This is a genomic window from Enterobacter sp. BNK-34 (genome assembly GCF_048684445.1).
In the GTDB taxonomy this organism is placed as follows: domain Bacteria; phylum Pseudomonadota; class Gammaproteobacteria; order Enterobacterales; family Enterobacteriaceae; genus Enterobacter; species Enterobacter pseudoroggenkampii.
Map to the genome: position 1 here is coordinate 3,845,374 of NZ_JBLQUA010000001.1, position 15,307 is coordinate 3,860,680.

Annotated in this window: 13 protein-coding genes; 6 read left to right on the forward strand and 7 right to left on the reverse strand. The window is 53.3% G+C overall.

Going from position 1 to position 15,307, the window contains the following annotated elements; genetic code table 11:
• Positions 1–26: 26 nt before the first annotated feature.
• From ACMGG5_RS18840 to ACMGG5_RS18850, 3 genes are all read left to right on the forward strand, one after another.
• The gene (locus ACMGG5_RS18840) at positions 27–1,259 is read left to right on the forward strand and encodes a sensor domain-containing diguanylate cyclase (protein ID WP_024907161.1); all 1,233 of its coding nucleotides are present in this window, start codon (positions 27–29) and stop codon (positions 1,257–1,259) included.
• Positions 1,260–1,333: 74 nt separating this feature from the next.
• Positions 1,334–1,474, forward strand: coding sequence for an Ecr family regulatory small membrane protein (locus ACMGG5_RS18845; protein ID WP_032647852.1), 141 nt, complete (start codon positions 1,334–1,336; stop codon positions 1,472–1,474).
• A 217-nt stretch (positions 1,475–1,691) separates the two neighbouring features.
• A complete protein-coding gene (locus ACMGG5_RS18850; RefSeq protein WP_032647513.1) occupies positions 1,692–2,258 on the forward strand; it encodes a DJ-1/PfpI family protein in 567 nt (188 codons plus the stop codon).
• 133 nt (positions 2,259–2,391) lie between these two features.
• Here ACMGG5_RS18850 and ACMGG5_RS18855 read toward each other — a convergent pair whose 3' ends face one another.
• The 3 genes from ACMGG5_RS18855 to ACMGG5_RS18865 form a co-directional block, all read right to left on the reverse strand.
• The gene (locus tag ACMGG5_RS18855) at positions 2,392–2,730 is read right to left on the reverse strand and encodes an STAS domain-containing protein (protein ID WP_061715005.1); all 339 of its coding nucleotides are present in this window, start codon (positions 2,728–2,730) and stop codon (positions 2,392–2,394) included.
• A gap of 89 nt (positions 2,731–2,819) precedes the next feature.
• On the reverse strand, positions 2,820–5,237 hold the full coding sequence (locus ACMGG5_RS18860) for a glycogen/starch/alpha-glucan phosphorylase (protein ID WP_420278354.1): 2,418 nt from the start codon (positions 5,235–5,237) through the stop codon (positions 2,820–2,822).
• A gap of 260 nt (positions 5,238–5,497) precedes the next feature.
• Complete coding sequence (locus ACMGG5_RS18865) at positions 5,498–7,114, reverse strand: peptide ABC transporter substrate-binding protein (RefSeq protein ID WP_248164827.1); 1,617 nt, start codon at positions 7,112–7,114, stop codon at positions 5,498–5,500.
• Between the two features lie 185 nt (positions 7,115–7,299).
• Between ACMGG5_RS18865 and mpaA the strand changes: the two genes are divergently transcribed.
• Positions 7,300–8,013 carry a murein tripeptide amidase MpaA gene (gene mpaA / locus ACMGG5_RS18870; RefSeq protein ID WP_024907156.1) on the forward strand — a complete coding sequence of 238 codons (714 nt, stop codon included), beginning with the start codon at positions 7,300–7,302 and terminating at the stop codon, positions 8,011–8,013.
• Here the strand turns inward: mpaA and ycjG are convergent.
• Positions 8,004–8,969, reverse strand: coding sequence for an L-Ala-D/L-Glu epimerase (gene ycjG / locus ACMGG5_RS18875; protein WP_024907155.1), 966 nt, complete (start codon positions 8,967–8,969; stop codon positions 8,004–8,006). The two genes, mpaA and ycjG, sit on opposite strands and share 10 nt — an antisense overlap.
• Positions 8,970–9,076: 107 nt before the next feature.
• Here ycjG and tpx point away from each other — a divergent pair, with 107 nt between their 5' ends.
• Positions 9,077–9,583: a thiol peroxidase gene (tpx, locus tag ACMGG5_RS18880; RefSeq protein WP_023335907.1), complete on the forward strand. Its 507-nt coding sequence runs from the start codon at positions 9,077–9,079 to the stop codon at positions 9,581–9,583.
• A gap of 275 nt (positions 9,584–9,858) precedes the next feature.
• Positions 9,859–11,067: an aldose 1-epimerase family protein gene (locus ACMGG5_RS18885; RefSeq protein ID WP_420278355.1), complete on the forward strand. Its 1,209-nt coding sequence runs from the start codon at positions 9,859–9,861 to the stop codon at positions 11,065–11,067.
• Between the two features lie 37 nt (positions 11,068–11,104).
• On the opposite strand, the gene tyrR is transcribed toward ACMGG5_RS18885, so the two are convergent.
• The 3 genes from tyrR to ACMGG5_RS18900 form a co-directional block, all read right to left on the reverse strand.
• Positions 11,105–12,646: a transcriptional regulator TyrR gene (tyrR, locus tag ACMGG5_RS18890; RefSeq protein ID WP_148768895.1), complete on the reverse strand. Its 1,542-nt coding sequence runs from the start codon at positions 12,644–12,646 to the stop codon at positions 11,105–11,107.
• A gap of 112 nt (positions 12,647–12,758) precedes the next feature.
• A complete protein-coding gene (locus ACMGG5_RS18895) occupies positions 12,759–13,811 on the reverse strand; it encodes a YcjF family protein (protein WP_024907153.1) in 1,053 nt (350 codons plus the stop codon).
• A complete protein-coding gene (locus ACMGG5_RS18900; protein WP_024907152.1) occupies positions 13,808–15,205 on the reverse strand; it encodes a YcjX family protein in 1,398 nt (465 codons plus the stop codon). The genes ACMGG5_RS18895 and ACMGG5_RS18900 overlap by 4 nt, the downstream gene beginning before the upstream one ends.
• Between the last annotated feature and the right edge of the window lie 102 nt (positions 15,206–15,307).

Consider the following 15,307-nt stretch of genomic DNA (forward strand, 5'->3'; position numbering starts at 1 on the left):
AGTGTGCCAATGAACAGGAAATGCCTATGTCGCAACCTTGTTTTGATGCGTTGAATGTAATTAAAACACCCGTGTGGCTCATTTCACCCGTGTCGGAACAGATCATTTTTGCGAATGTGGCCGCAACGCAGGTCATGGGGGATAAAACGCTCGATGACCTGCGCAAAGGCACCTATTCTGCGAATGCGCAACCCCTCCTGTCGATGTATGTACCTGAACTGAAAACAGATCAGGAGATCGTCGAAATCTGGACAATCAGCTGGGATGGCCAGGATACGCCGTTAAGCTGTCGTCTCTCGCTTGCCCACTACGCCCCCTGGGGTGACGTGATTGTTTTCGAGGGGACCTCACCACAATTACTCTCAGGATTGAAGGCCAGCCGTTCCGCCACCTACCGGCGGAAAAAACAGGGATTTTATGCGCGCTTTTTTCTGACCAACAGCGCCCCGATGCTGCTGATCGATCCTGCCCGCGATGGTCAAATCGTCGATGCGAATCTGGCTGCACTCAATTTTTATGGCTATTCACACGACGACATGTGCAGTAAGCATACCTGGGAAATTAATACCCTGGGGCGGGATGTGATGCCCATTATGACGGCGATTGCCGCGCTGCCCGGTGGTCATAAGCCTCTCAATTTTGTTCACCGCCTGGCCGATGGATCCACCCGCCACGTTCAGACGTATGCCGGGCCCATTGAGATCTACGGCGACAAGCTGATGCTGTGCATCATTCACGATATCACCGAGCAGAAAAGGCTGGAGCAGGAGCTGGAGCATGCGGCGTTACGTGACTCCATGACCGGGCTACTCAACCGGCGCCAGTTCTATGCCATTACCGATCAAAACAGCCTCAATTATCTTCCAGCGCAACAGCAATTTAGCCTGCTGCTGGTGGATACCGACCATTTCAAAAATATTAACGATCTGTTCGGTCATCTGAAAGGTGATGAGGTGCTTATCGCCCTCTCGCGAACGCTCGAAGCCTGTAGTCGGGAGGGCGACATGGTGTTCCGCTGGGGTGGCGAAGAGTTCGTAATTCTGCTGCCGCGCACTTCTCTCGACACCGCGTTGCAGATTGCCGAGTCGATCCGTGCAGCCGTAGCCCGCATTACGATTCCGGGCTTACCGCGGTTTACCGTCAGCATTGGCGTGGCGCGGCACGATCAGGGGGAGAGTATTGATGAGCTGTTTAAGCGTGTGGACGATGCCCTGTATCGCGCTAAAAATGACGGACGCAATAAAGTCCTTGCTGCATGAAACTGGAGTATCCAGTAAAGCCCCGCTACAATGCCCACCTCGAATCAATTAGCTTCAGGTGGGTTAAAGCTGCAATGGAAAAAACAGAAATAATACTCACCTTAATTATTTTACTCCTTATTATATTTGGTTTCTGGTTTATTTTTAGCGGCGAGATCTGGTATCTCGTCGAATTTCTTGAAAATATTCTTTACCCGACCTTTGACGCACCGTAACGCACGTTTAATCGCTTGTTTCACCTACCGAATATGTCAGGTATCTGCTTCCCTTACAGCCGCGTAAAATACGCGGCGTTATCCTCCAACAACGTTGATAACGAATCACTTATTCATTTGCTTATGTTGCCCGTGCTCTGACGGGCTTTTTTATTTCCGGCAATTCAGCCACGCCAGGCTATATCTTAATCATCTTTATTGAAAAAGGTGAGGAATGATGAGCAAGAAGATCCTGATGCTGGTTGGCGACTACGCCGAAGATTACGAGACCATGGTGCCTTTTCAGGCTTTGCAGATGATTGGCCATCAGGTGGATGCGGTCTGTCCCGATAAACCAAAGGGCGACTACATCATGACGGCAATCCATGATTTCGACGGCGCCCAGACCTATAGCGAAAAACCCGGTCACCGCTTTACCCTCAATGCCGACTTTTCCACCGTCAAGGAACAGGATTACGACGCGCTGCTCATCCCCGGCGGGAGAGCGCCCGAGTATCTGCGGCTAAATGAGGACGTGTTAAAGCTGGTGCAGGCATTTGACGCCGCGCGTAAGCCGATTGCGGCAGTGTGCCACGGCCCGCAGCTGCTCGCTGCCGCAGGTATCCTGAAAGGGCGAACCTGTAGCGCCTACCCGGCCTGCGCGCCTGAGGTGCGCCTCGCCGGAGGACACTACGCCACTATCGGCATCGATCAGGCCCACGTAGACGGCAACCTGGTGACGGCTCCCGCCTGGCCCGCGCATCCGCAGTGGCTGGCGAAGTTTAGTGCGTTATTAGCACAATAGCGCGCCGGTATCAGCCCGAGCGAATACCGTGCGGGTGGAGCGGAGCCATGTTTTCAGGACTGGCGCGAGAATGCGTCAGTTCTCGTTTTAACCGTTGGCAAATCCCGCTTTCTCCCCGAAGAGCGCTGTGATATTAGCCCATCAACACCTGCAGGGCATCCTGCCGATTGGCCTTAATAGAAAAAATACGATCCATCCTGGTCAGCTTAAAGAGATCGTTTGTATTGCTGTTAAGCGAACACAGCACCAGCTCACCCTTGCCGTTTAAACTCTTGAGTATGGATACCAGCGCGCCGAGACAGCTGCTGTCAATAAAATCTACGTGGCTGAAATCCAGCAATATCTTTTTATTGCTTTTTTCAATCACCTCCAGCACCTGCTGCTTAAAGGTCTGCTCGACAGAAGCATCCAGCCTGCGAACCAGCGGAACGACAATCTGTACGTCATTTTCACTCTGTATTTCAAAGTTCATAATCACCCTCACATCAGGCGTAACGTGTTCCCGAATGCAGATCTTAGTGCACCGGCATCGCTCCCGGAAGGCAACCGGAAGCATGACCCTCAGCAATTTATTCCCCAAATATCCCTTGCATATCCCTGAATGGTTCTGTCACTCGAAAACTCCCCCATTCGGCTAATATTTAGCAACGCTTTTCGATGCCACTGGCGCGGATGTTCAAAATCCGCCATTGCCTGACGTTGGGTTTGACTGTAGCTGTCAAAATCCAGCAGATGACAATAATGATCGGCTGTTGTCAACATATGGTGTAGCTGTGCAAAAATTTCACGATCGGCGGTAAATTCGCCAGAAATAAGCGTATCCACTATACGCATCATTCGAGGATCGCTCTGACGATAGAAACGATTATTATCGCCATTTGAACGCATTTCATTGATTTCTTCAGCCGTCGCGCCGAAAAGATAGAAGTTTTCTACCCCAACAGCATTAAGAATTTCTATGTTGGCACCATCATACGTACCCATTGTTAACGCACCATTCAGCGCGAACTTCATATTACTGGTTCCAGATGCCTCCGTACCTGCTGTGGATATCTGTTCAGACAGGTCTGTTGCCGGTATTATGCTTTCGGCTAAGGAGACTTTGTAATCCTCAAGAAAAATGACTTTCAGCTGTCCGGCAATACGCGCATCGCTGTTGATTTTATTCGCAACAGCATTAATTAACTGAATAATAAGCTTTGCCATTCGATAACCGGGTGCCGCTTTACCTGCAAAAAGATGCACCTTAGGCGCTATGGTTCTCCCATTCTCTTTAATATCAATATAGAGAGAAATGACGTGAAGAATATTCAGAAGCTGGCGCTTGTATTCGTGAATGCGTTTTACCTGACAATCAAACATTGCCATAGGGTCCAACATAATCCCATAACGTTGTGAAACAATCTGGCTCAGCGCGGATTTATTTTTGAATTTAATGCCGCGGATATGATCGATCACCCCCGTATCATCCGCATGCTTCTCCAGCTGTCGAAGCATATGTAAATCCGTCGGCCATCGGGTACCCAATTGCTGATTCAGAAACGCGGCAAGATTTGGGTTAGCCTGCTGCAACCATCTGCGCGGCGTAATGCCGTTGGTCTGATTAATGAATTTATCTGGCGTAATAAAATAAAAATCGGGAACCAGGTGCGTTTTGATAAGCTCGGAATGGAGCATCGCCACCCCATTTACACAATGACTCCCGACGATGGCCAAATTTGCCATCCTGATACTTTTCTCGTTGTCCCCCGAAAACAGAGACAAGGAGGTCAACAAATGCGGTTTGTCGGGCCAACGGGAGGCGACATCCTCAAGAAAACGGTGGTTAATCTCAAAAATAATCTGCAAGTGCCGCGGCAACAGTTTTTCAAACAACGCCACTGGCCAGGTTTCCAGGGCCTCAGGCATCAGCGTGTGGTTCGTGTATGCACAAGTTCTTTGGGTGATATCCCAGGCCTGGTGCCAGGGAAGGTTATGTTCATCTACAAGTATTCGCATCAACTCGACAACAGCCAGCGCGGGATGCGTATCATTAAGCTGGATAGCAACATGCTTCGGCAATAAAGAAATATCCGTTTCAATTTCAGTATATTCACGAAAAATATCACGCAAAGTACATGCCACAAGAAAATACTCCTGAGTAAGTCTGAGCTCCTTACCTGAGAGAATTTCATCAGAAGGATAGAGTATTTTTGAGATATTTTCAGAAGCTATTTTTTCACTAACTGCTTTTATATAATCGCCATGATTGAAAATATGAATATTGAAAGAGTTAGAAGCTACGGCACTGTATAAACGAAGTTTATTAGTGGTGTTACCTCTGTAACCAGAAACGAAATGATCATTAGGAATGCCTACTATTGTATTCCATCCCATCCACATTGGATTGTAATTACCATTAACATCATCTGAATGTTCAATGAAACCACCAATGGGGATCAGCATAGCCTGGCTATGGTGTTCAACTAGCCAGGGGGAGTGCATGGAATGCCAGTCATCTGGATGTTCGACTTGCTGACCATTCTCAAACGTCTGCCTGAATAAACCATACTCGTATTTGATACCATGCCCTGAAGCAGCAATATCTAACGTAGCCATAGAATCGATGAAGCAGGCGGCCAGGCGCCCTAACCCCCCATTCCCTAGTGCCGCATCGGGTTCTTCATCAAAAATATTATCAAAATCAAATCCGAGCTCATTGACAACCTGACGCATATCATCTAGCAAATTCATATTCATCAGGTTGTTACGCAATGACTGCCCGAGTAAAAATTCCATTGAGAGATAATAAACGCGTTTTTTCTTTTCAGCGCGCTGCCGGGCCTGACTATCGAGAAAGCGATCTTGCTGAAAATACCGCACTGCCAGCGCCACAGCATTGAATATATCGCCGTTGGTAGCCTTGTCCAGGCTAACGCATAACGTATATTTTAATTGTGTTTCGACAAGTTCACGCAACTCTCTGTTAGTGAAAGACATATTGACCTCACTGGAGTTACTGCATGTTTTTAATATGCAGAACACAAGATATTATTTTGTTCAAGTGTAGATGGCGATTTTCAACACATGCAATTTTTACCCACAATTACGTATTGTGTTTTTTGAATCGCCTGATAAATATCAGCGCGAGTATCGTCAGGAAAGTGTTATTTTCTGCTGTGGCGGGAGAGGATCAGAAGGAGCAACTGGCGCTGTACTCCGCGCCAGTTCTGGATTTTGTAGTAGTTAAGTCCTGGGCGTCAGTGTTTCTCAATATACATTGTCCGGCTATACGCCACGTCTTCCGGGTTATCGATGGGGTAGCCTTTCACCCAGGGCTTAATCAGACGACCATTGGTGTACTGATAAATTGGCGCGATGGGCGCTTTCTCCATGAGGATTTTCTCCGCCATGTTGTAGTCCGTATTACGCGCTTTCGCCGTGGTTTCCAGCGTCGCCTGATGGATAATTTTATCGTAGGCTGGCTCATTGAAACGCGAGATATTGCCGCTGTGGGTTGAGGTCAGCAGGGACAGGAAGGTCGATGGCTCGTTGTAATCGCCTACCCATGACGCGCGGATCACATCAAAATTACCGGTATTACGGCTGTCGATATAGGTTTTCCACTCCTGGTTTTGCAGCTTGACGTCCACACCGAGATTTTTCTTCCACATTGACGCCACCGCAATGGCGATTTTCTGGTGGTTTTCCGAGGTGTTGTACAGCAGGGTCAACTTCAGCGGACGCTGAGGACCGTAGCCTGCGGCCTGGAGCAAGGTTTTCGCCTGAGCATTCAGCTCCTGCTGCGACATCTGCTCGAACGGTGAAGGTTCAGGCGTGAAGCCCGCCGTCACGTCAGGCGTGAAATGCCAGGCCGGCTTCTCACCGGTACCTAATACCTTCTCCGCCATAATGCGGCGATCGATGGTCATGCTCAGGGCAAGACGAACCCGTGCATCGGCCGTCGGGCCCTTTTGCGTGTTAAACGCGTAGTAATAGGTTCCGAGCTGAGGCGGCGTATACACCTGTCCCGGAATGTCCTTCAGGAGCTTCTGATACATGTTTTTCGGGAACGACTCGGTGATATCAATATCCCCCGCCAGATAGCGTTTGGTGGCGGATGATTCCTGATTGATCGGAATGAAGGTCACTTTTTGCAGGACTGTTTTCGCATTGTCCCAGTAGTGAGTATTCGGAACGACAACCAGTTTTTCATTCACCACGCGGTCGTTCAGGACGTATGCGCCATTGCCCACCAGGGCACCCGGACGCGTCCACTCTTTACCGCTTTCAACGTTCGCTTTTTGTACCGGATAGAAGGCAAAGTTTGCCGTCAGGTTGCTGAACCACGGTAGCGGTTTGTCCAGCTGGACGCGTAAGGTTCTGGCATCCACCGCCGTCACGCCCAGGGTGTCAGGCGCCGCTTTACCATCGATAATGGCCTGCGCGTTGTTGATACCCGCCAGCGCCGCAAACCAGGCAAACGGAGACGTGGTTTTCGGGTCAACCAGACGCTGCCAGCTGTAGACAAAATCCTGCGCGGTGACGGGCGTACCGTCAGACCATTTCGCGTTGTCACGCAGGGTGAACGTCCAGATACGGTTATCGTTGCTCTGCCAGCGCGTCGCCACGCCCGGAGTGAGTTCCCCCTTCTCGTTCTGATTCACCAGCCCTTCGAAAAGATCGCGAATCACCTGAATCTCGGGCAACCCCACCGCTTTTGCCGGATCGAGCGAGGCAGGTTCGTCTTTAATATGCCTGACCAGCTCCTGTTTTTGCGCCAGTACCGTGCCCTGCGGCACATCAGCAGCGTATGAGAGTGTAGAGAGCCCGCACAGACACAGTGCGGTAAAAAGACGCGAAACAGGATGCTTCATAAGATCCCCTTTAATAAATTCAGGTAACAAGCAGATGCGTAATTATTTGTTTCGACAATAAGAAATGCAAATAACTTACGCCTGAATAGTGATTTAAGGCAATTCTCAGCCGTTACGGAAACTATTTGATTAACAGCGGCTTTTGCACAACACTGCCAGTAGAGACTTTTTTATCAGGATTTCGTATGGCAACCACCCGACCACGCGCGGAACGCGGCGCCTTTCCTCCGGGCGCTGAACAATATGGCCGCTCATTTTTAGGCGCATCGCTGATCTGGTTCCCGGCACCCGATGCCGATCGCGACAGCGGTTTAATCATTGCCGGCACGCACGGTGATGAGAACTCGTCTGTCGTCACGCTCTCGTGCGCGCTGCGGACGCTGACGCCGTCATTACGACGCCATCATGTGATTCTTGCCGTGAATCCGGATGGCTGCCAGCTTGGCTTACGGGCAAATGCGAGGGGGGTCGACCTGAACCGTAACTTCCCGGCGGCAAACTGGCGCGCCGGAGAAACGGTGTATCGCTGGAACAGCTCAGCCGAGGAGCGGGACGTGGTGCTGCTGACGGGAGACAAGCCCGGCTCGGAGCCAGAAACGCAGGCGCTGTGCCAGCTTATCCATAAGATCCACCCCGCCTGGGTTGTCTCCTTCCACGATCCGCTGGCCTGCATTGAAGATCCGCGTCACTCCGACCTGGGCGCGTGGCTGGCACAGGCTTTCGCCCTGCCGCTCGTCACCAGCGTGGGGTATGAAACACCCGGATCATTCGGAAGCTGGTGCGCCGATTTGAGCCTGCCCTGCATCACCGCTGAATTCCCGCCGATATCCTCCGACGAAGCCAGCGAAATTTACCTAAAAGCGATGATGGAGCTTCTGCGCTGGCAGCCTCAGAGATGAAGCACGCCGCTGGTAAATTTAAGGGCCGGTGAAACGTCAACCGCCAGCCACGTCGGGCCATCCAGATCGGCGAAACGAACCTGGTTGACCAGCGGCAGCGCCGCGCCGATCGCCCGGGAGGTGCAAAGCATGCATCCCAGCATCAGGGCGAACCCCTGCGCCCGGGCTTCCGCTGCCAGGGCCAGGGCTTCTGTCAGTCCGCCTGCCTTGTCGAGCTTGATATTGACCATCTCATAGCAGCCCTTAAGCTCGCTCAAATTTTCGCGGGTGTGGCAGCTTTCATCTGCGCACACGGGCAACGGATGGATAAAATTCTTCAGAGCTGCATCCTCTTTTACCGGCAGAGGCTGCTCCAGCATCGCTACGCCCAGATCGGCCAGCAGCTGGCATCGCGCGGCCAGCCCCTCGGGATGCCACGACTCGTTGGCGTCAACAATCAGCGTGGCTGAGGGTACCGCCGAGCGAATAGCGACCATCCGCTCGCTGATCAGACGATCGTCGAGCTTCACTTTTAACAGCGTGGCCCCGGCGTCATAGAGCGCTTTTGCGCTGGCGGCCATTTGCTCCGGCTCACCAATCACGACCGTCTGCGCCGTCACGACGGTCTCCGGCACGACCACACTCAGCAAGGACGTCAACGATTTTTGCTGCTTAGCGGCTTCAAGGCTCCAGAGCGCACAGTCGATGGCGTTGCGCGCCGCCCCGGCGGGTAAACGCTGCTGTAACGCCTCGCGCGTGAGCCCTTTTTGCAGGTCAGGCACCAGGGTCATGATCTGCGCCATCACCGACGCAGGACTTTCTCCGTAGCGCGGGTAAGGCGTACATTCCCCGACGCCTTTCATACCCTCTTCTTCGATTTCAACTACGACCACGCTGGCTTCACTTCGGCTGCCGCGGGAGATCACAAACGGGGTATGCAATGGCCAGGCTTCTTCATAGACCTTAACGCTTCTCATCACTGACTCCTTGCGGCCCGGTAAGGCGAAAAATTTGGTTTGCCGTGTTATCCGCTGATGGCATACACTAGCCCCGACGTTAACTATATGTAAACAGGAAGATATCTATGTCACAACTCGTTCATTTCCAGGGCAACCCGGTTGCTGTAGCAGGTTCCATTCCGCAGGCTGGCAGCAAAGCGCAGGCTTTTACTCTGGTGGCTAAAGATCTGTCTGACGTCACACTGGCTCAGTTTGCGGGCAAACGCAAAGTACTGAACATTTTCCCAAGCATTGATACCGGCGTTTGTGCCGCATCCGTGCGTAAATTCAACCAGCTGGCGACTGAAATGGACAACACCGTTGTGCTGTGCATTTCCGCTGACCTGCCGTTTGCCCAGTCCCGTTTCTGCGGTGCCGAAGGCCTGAGCAACGTTATTACCCTCTCCACCCTGCGCAGCGCAGATTTCCTCGAGAAATATGGCGTCAGCATTGCTGAAGGCCCATTGAAGGGTCTGGCAGCACGTGCTGTACTGGTTCTGGATGAAAACGACACCGTCGTCTTCAGCGAACTGGTTAACGAAATCACCACCGAGCCGGACTACACTGCCGCGCTGGACGTGCTGAAAGCATAATAAGTCCTTAGCATTCTATACAACTTATTCTCAACCTCGCGACGGCGGGGTTTTTTATTACTTCAGAGCTGAATCGTTAAAGCTTAAATGCTCGTAAGTCACATTAATCATGCAATAACTTAGGCAATATGTAACATGAGCGTGATCAATAACGCATAATAATCGTTAAAATTCCCTATTTTCATCCCCAGTGAAGCACATCACATTTCCCTTTTTGTCTAAACATTAGATTTGCTTACGAAAGAAAATAATCGTTTCAGCAAAAAGGATAATATATGAAGATTAAATTCGCTTTTACGCTCCTTGCGGTCCTGATTTCTGGTCATGCTGCGGCTAAAACCTGGGTGCTGACAAGCGCTGAAAGCAGCGTAGAGAAAGGAAACTGGAAGATTTCCAGTGACGAGCTGAAAGTTAAGGATCAAACGTTCAGCATTGAGCAAAAAGTCTTACATGGCGGCAAGCAGGAAGGCAGCAAAGTCATCATTATTAGCAGCAAAGATGGCCTCACCATCACCCTGAGCCCGACCCGCGGGATGAACCTTCTGCACGTAGAAGGCTTTGGCACCAGACTGGGTTGGAATTCCCCCGTCAAAGAGGTCGTTAATCCGGCTTATATCAATCTTGAAAGCCGCAACGGTCTCGGCTGGCTGGATGGTTTCAACGAGATGATGGTGCGCTGTGGCTATGAGTGGACAGGGCACCCGGTCACCGCGGACGGGCAAATTTACACCCTGCATGGCAGAGCCGGTAATACACCGGTATCGCAGGTAGAGGTCGAGGTTGCGGATGCCGCTCCGCATGAGATCCGCGTTCGGGGTTTGATCAAAGAGAGCACGTTTAAAAAAGCGGATCTGCAAACCATGACCGAACTGCGCTACGTCCCCGGAATCAACCAGTTCAGCCTGCATGATGTTCTGACCAACCATGCAGATTACCCTCATGATTACCAAATCATCTATCACAGCAACTTCGGCACGCCAATCCTCGAAGAAGGCGCCCGATTCCTTGCGCCTGCGGTGAGCGTGAGCCCATTCAATGACTACGCCAAAGCGGGCGTTAACGACTGGCAAACCTACGCCGGGCCGACAAAAGGCTTTGATGAGATGGTCTTTAACATTAAACCGCTCGCAGACAATAACCACGAAACGCTCGCGGCAGTGGTCAATAAAGCCGGAGATAAAGGCGCATCAATCCAGTTTGATACGCGCCAGCTGCCCGTGCTGACCTTATGGAAAAATACCGACACGCTGAAGCAGGGTTATGTCACGGGCATCGAACCGGGTACCAGCTACGCCTACCCCGTGACGATTGAACGCGAGCAGAAGCGGGTTAAGCAGCTGGAGCCAGGCGCCAGCGCGCAGTTCGATCTGACCTATACCCTGCTGCACAGCCCGCAGCAGGTGAAAGACGTCGAAAGCAGGATTGTGTCGATTCAGGGAGAGACAAAAACAGAAATCGTTAACACGCCGATGGCGAAGGAATAAACGTAAAGTAAAAAGCCTCTTTGCAGAGGCTTTTTTGTTATTCGTCACCTTTCTTATGATTCAAACCGTACTCACGCAGCTTATTCGCGATCGCGGTGTGCGAGACGCCAAGACGTTTTGCCAGCTTGCGGGTGCTGGGATAGCTGCGGTACAGCTGCGTCAGCACAGAACGCTCGAAACGGCTGGTGATATCGTCCAGCGACCCTTCCATCGCCTCTTCGCCTACCGATACCGTTCCGGCATCGTAATCCGGCAGCAGGATATCCTGCGGGCGCAGCTCATACCCTTCAAGCTGGGTAAGCGCGCGATATACGGCGTTTTTGAGCTGACGAATGTTGCCCGGCCAGCCGTAGCGCATGAGCACCGTGCCAAGATCGGCAGACAGTTTCGGACGCGGCACCCCCTGCTCGTCGGCAAAGCGGGCGACGAACAGCTCCGTAAGCGGCATGATGTCCTGGGGGCAATCGCGCAGCGGCGGAATATTCAGCGTCAGGACGTTGAGGCGGTAATAGAGATCTTCGCGGAAGATCCCCTTTTGCACCAGTTCAACCAGGTTTTTCTGGGTGGCGCAAATGACGCGCACGTCCACATGCACTTCGTGATCCTCACCGACGCGGCGGAACGTTCCGTCGTTCAGGAAACGCAGCAGCTTAGCCTGCATACGCGGCGACATTTCGCCGATTTCGTCCAGCAGCACCGAGCCGCCGTTAGCCTGCTCGAAGAACCCTTTCTTGCCTTCCGGCGCGTGACCAAACAGCTCGCTTTCAACGGCATCTTCCGGAATAGAGGCGCAGTTAAGTGCCAGATAAGGTTTGGCTGCACGCGGACTCGCCTGATGCACGGCGTGAGCCAGCAGGTCTTTCCCGGTGCCGGTATCCCCGGTAATCAGCAGCGGCGCGGTCAGGCTTGCAAGCTTGCGCGCCTGATCAACCACATGGCGCATTTTCGGGCTGACGGCGATAATCTGGCTGAATGCGCCAACGTCCTGACTGGAGAGGTTTTGCAGCTGGCGACCCATGCGTAACGTCGAGCGCAGCATGATCACTGCCCCGGTCAACACGCGAGTATTCCCTTCCCCTTTCAGATAGACCGGCGTGATCTCCATCAGGAAATTCTGTCCGTTAATCACCACATGCTCGCTAAGCGTGTTCTGCGGATTGCTGTCCAGCCAGCGCTGGAAGTTAAAGCCGGGGATCAGCTGCGCGGCGTTATGATTGCTGAGCTTCTCCTGACTCTGCGCGAACAGCTGGCAGCTCGCGTGGTTAACGCGCTCAACTTTGCTCTTCAAATCCAGGGAGAGGAACGGCTCGGGCATGGCTTCCAGCAGCGCGCTCAGGGCCAGGTGCTCACGCTCAGAGGGCATCCAGGGAATGGTGCGTACATCCGTAACGCCAGCGATACGGCGGATTTCCGCCATCAGGCTGCTGAAGGTATTAAATTCAATTTCGGCAAAATTGAGGTAAATTCGCCCGACAGGATCGATCTCAATGCCACGTAAATCAATGCTACGTAAAACAAGAAGATCGAGTAATTCGCGGGTCAGACCGAGACGGTCTTCACAGAAGACTTCAAGACGCATGGGAAATTCACCGTTTTAAGCCAATAACAGTAAAATGATATGTCAGAACACGGTGATCCGGAAGATGGCTGTCAACAAATATTGACAGCCAGCACGATTAGTGAACAAAACCTCACGGAGTCGGTTTTTTATTGAGCGTCTCTTTGAGCTGGCCGATCAGCTCACGCCTGAAATCCCCCAGCCGGGGCTTATCGCCATCAATCCACGGCAGCGGACGGCAGACCTCCATCGCTTTAATTCCCAAACGCGCCGTTAATAATCCCGCGCCGATACCCTGAGCGGCACGGGCAGAAAGACGCGCCGCCAGATCCTGCGACATCCAGTCCATGCCCACTTCGCGCACCAGTTCACTCGCTCCGGCAAACGCGATATTGAGCAGGACCAGTTTGAACAGTCTCAGCCGACTGTAGTAACCCAGCTCTATGCCGTAAAGGTTCGCAATACGGTTGATCAGGCGCAGGTTGCGCCAGGCGATAAAGGCCATATCGACCAGCGCCAGCGGGCTGACGGCAATCATCAGGGTAGATTCCGCCGCAGAGCGGCTGATCTCGCGTCGCGCCTGGGCATCCAGCACCGGCTGAACCATATGGGAGTAGAGCGTCACCACTTCCCGGTCATTCTGGGTTTCATGGATGGCGGCATACCAGCGCTGAAGCGCCGGATGCGACTGATCGATGCCGGCCTGGCTGGCCAGCTTTTCACAGAACGCGCGACCTTTCCCGGTGCCGTGGCTGTGAAGCAGATCCCGCGCTTCATCACGCTCATGCGCGCGCTGGCGCAAACGCCAGAGCCGACGCCACTCGGTGGCAACCGACCCGATGCCCGCCCCCACAATCAGCGCGCCCGCGGCACATCCGCCCAGCGCGACCCAGTCCTGAGTATGCCAGGCATTCATCGTCCACTGCACGCCCTGCCCAACCACGCTTACGCCAAACAGCGCCAGACCGGCGGTGACCATCTTGCGCCACAGACTGCGTTTTGGACGCAGAGCAGCTTCCACAACCGCCTCCGCCGGTCCTTCTTCGACGCCAGGCTCCTCAGTCAGGGCCGGGGCAAAGTTATCCGCCTGCGTGCCGCTGAACGTCTGCGAGGTTTTGAACGCCTCCTGAGGATCCTTCTCAAGCGTTCCGGTAAAGTCTATGCGCGGTTTTAACGGTTCCGTCATCGCAATTTATCTCCAATCAAAAACTCCAGCGCCGCATCCAGACGGATGTGTGGTAATGGCCTGTCGACGCTCATTGCCTGCGGGCGGAAGGCTTCAAACTGGAAGCCCTGGTTCTGCCAGAAGGCCTGACCCGGCAGCCGCGCAGGCACTTCGCCCGGATACACGGTAAGCGGTTCACCGTCGCTGAGCCGGTTCCCGCGTAATGCCGGTATTTTCTCACCGTTAAGGTCAATCAGCCCGCTTTGCGTCGCCTGCACGGACGCGAGACCAAGGCAATCCATGCCGATCCCTTCGAAGGCGGCGTTTTGCCAGGCGTCCTGCACCAGCTGCTGCAGCAGCGACACCATATTGGCATGCTGGTCGACCGTGACGTGATCGGCCTTCGTGGCCGCAAAGAGCAGTTTATCGATTACCGGTGAGAACAGACGGCGAAACAGCGTCCGCTGCCCGTAGTGAAAACTTTGCATCAGCTGCGTCAGCGCAAGGCGCATATCGTTGAAGGCCTGTGGCCCGCTGTTAAGCGGCTGCAGACAATCCACCAGCACAATCTGGCGGTCAAATCGCAAAAAGTGGTTTTTATAGAATCCCTTGACCACTTTTTCACAGTAGTAATGGTAACGCTCACGCAGCATCCCGGCGTTAGTGTGCTTATCCGCCTGCGCCAGCGTCGACTCGCCCACCCCGTCCACATCCGGCCAGGGGAAGAACTGAAGCGCAGGCGCGCCCGCTAAATCACCCGGCAGAACAAATCGCCCCGGCTGAATGAAGTGTAACCCTTCCTGCTTGCACTGGTGCAAATACGCCGTCCAGGCGTCGGCAATGGCCGCCAGGCGGTTTTCATCGGCCGGCGCAAGCGGGTCCAGACCTTCGCACAGCTGTCGCCATTTGGCCGACCACCCGGCGCGCTGCCCCTGCAACAGGCCCGTCATCTGGCGGGACCAGCTAAGGTAATCCTGCGCCAGCATCGGCAGGTCGAGCAGCCATTCGCCAGGGTAATCGACGATTTCCAGGTACAGCGTGGAGGTATCCTTGAAGTGGCGCATCAGGGATTCATTCGAGCGAAAACGCAGCGCGAGGCGAATTTCACTGACCCCTCGCGTCGGCGTCGGCCAGGTGGGCGGATCGCCATAGAGCTGCGCCAGCCCTTCGTCATAGGTAAAACGTGGAATACCAAAATCCCGCTGTGGGACGCGCTTCACGCCCAGCAGGCGTTCTTCCCGCACCGCGCTAAGCAACGGCAGACGCGCCCCGGCGTGCAGGTTCAGGAGCTGGTTTACCATCGCGGTGATAAACGCTGTCTTACCGCTGCGGCTCAGCCCCGTCACGGCCAGACGCAGATGACGGTCAACGCCACGGTTCACCAGTGAATTGATTTCGTTCTTAAGTCGCTTCATCGCCGTCCTTCGTTGCCTGGAAGCCTTGAATGCATGGCTTCAGAATACAATAAATGGGGGCAGATCGTTGATTATCAATTCTTATTTATTGCTATTGCCGTT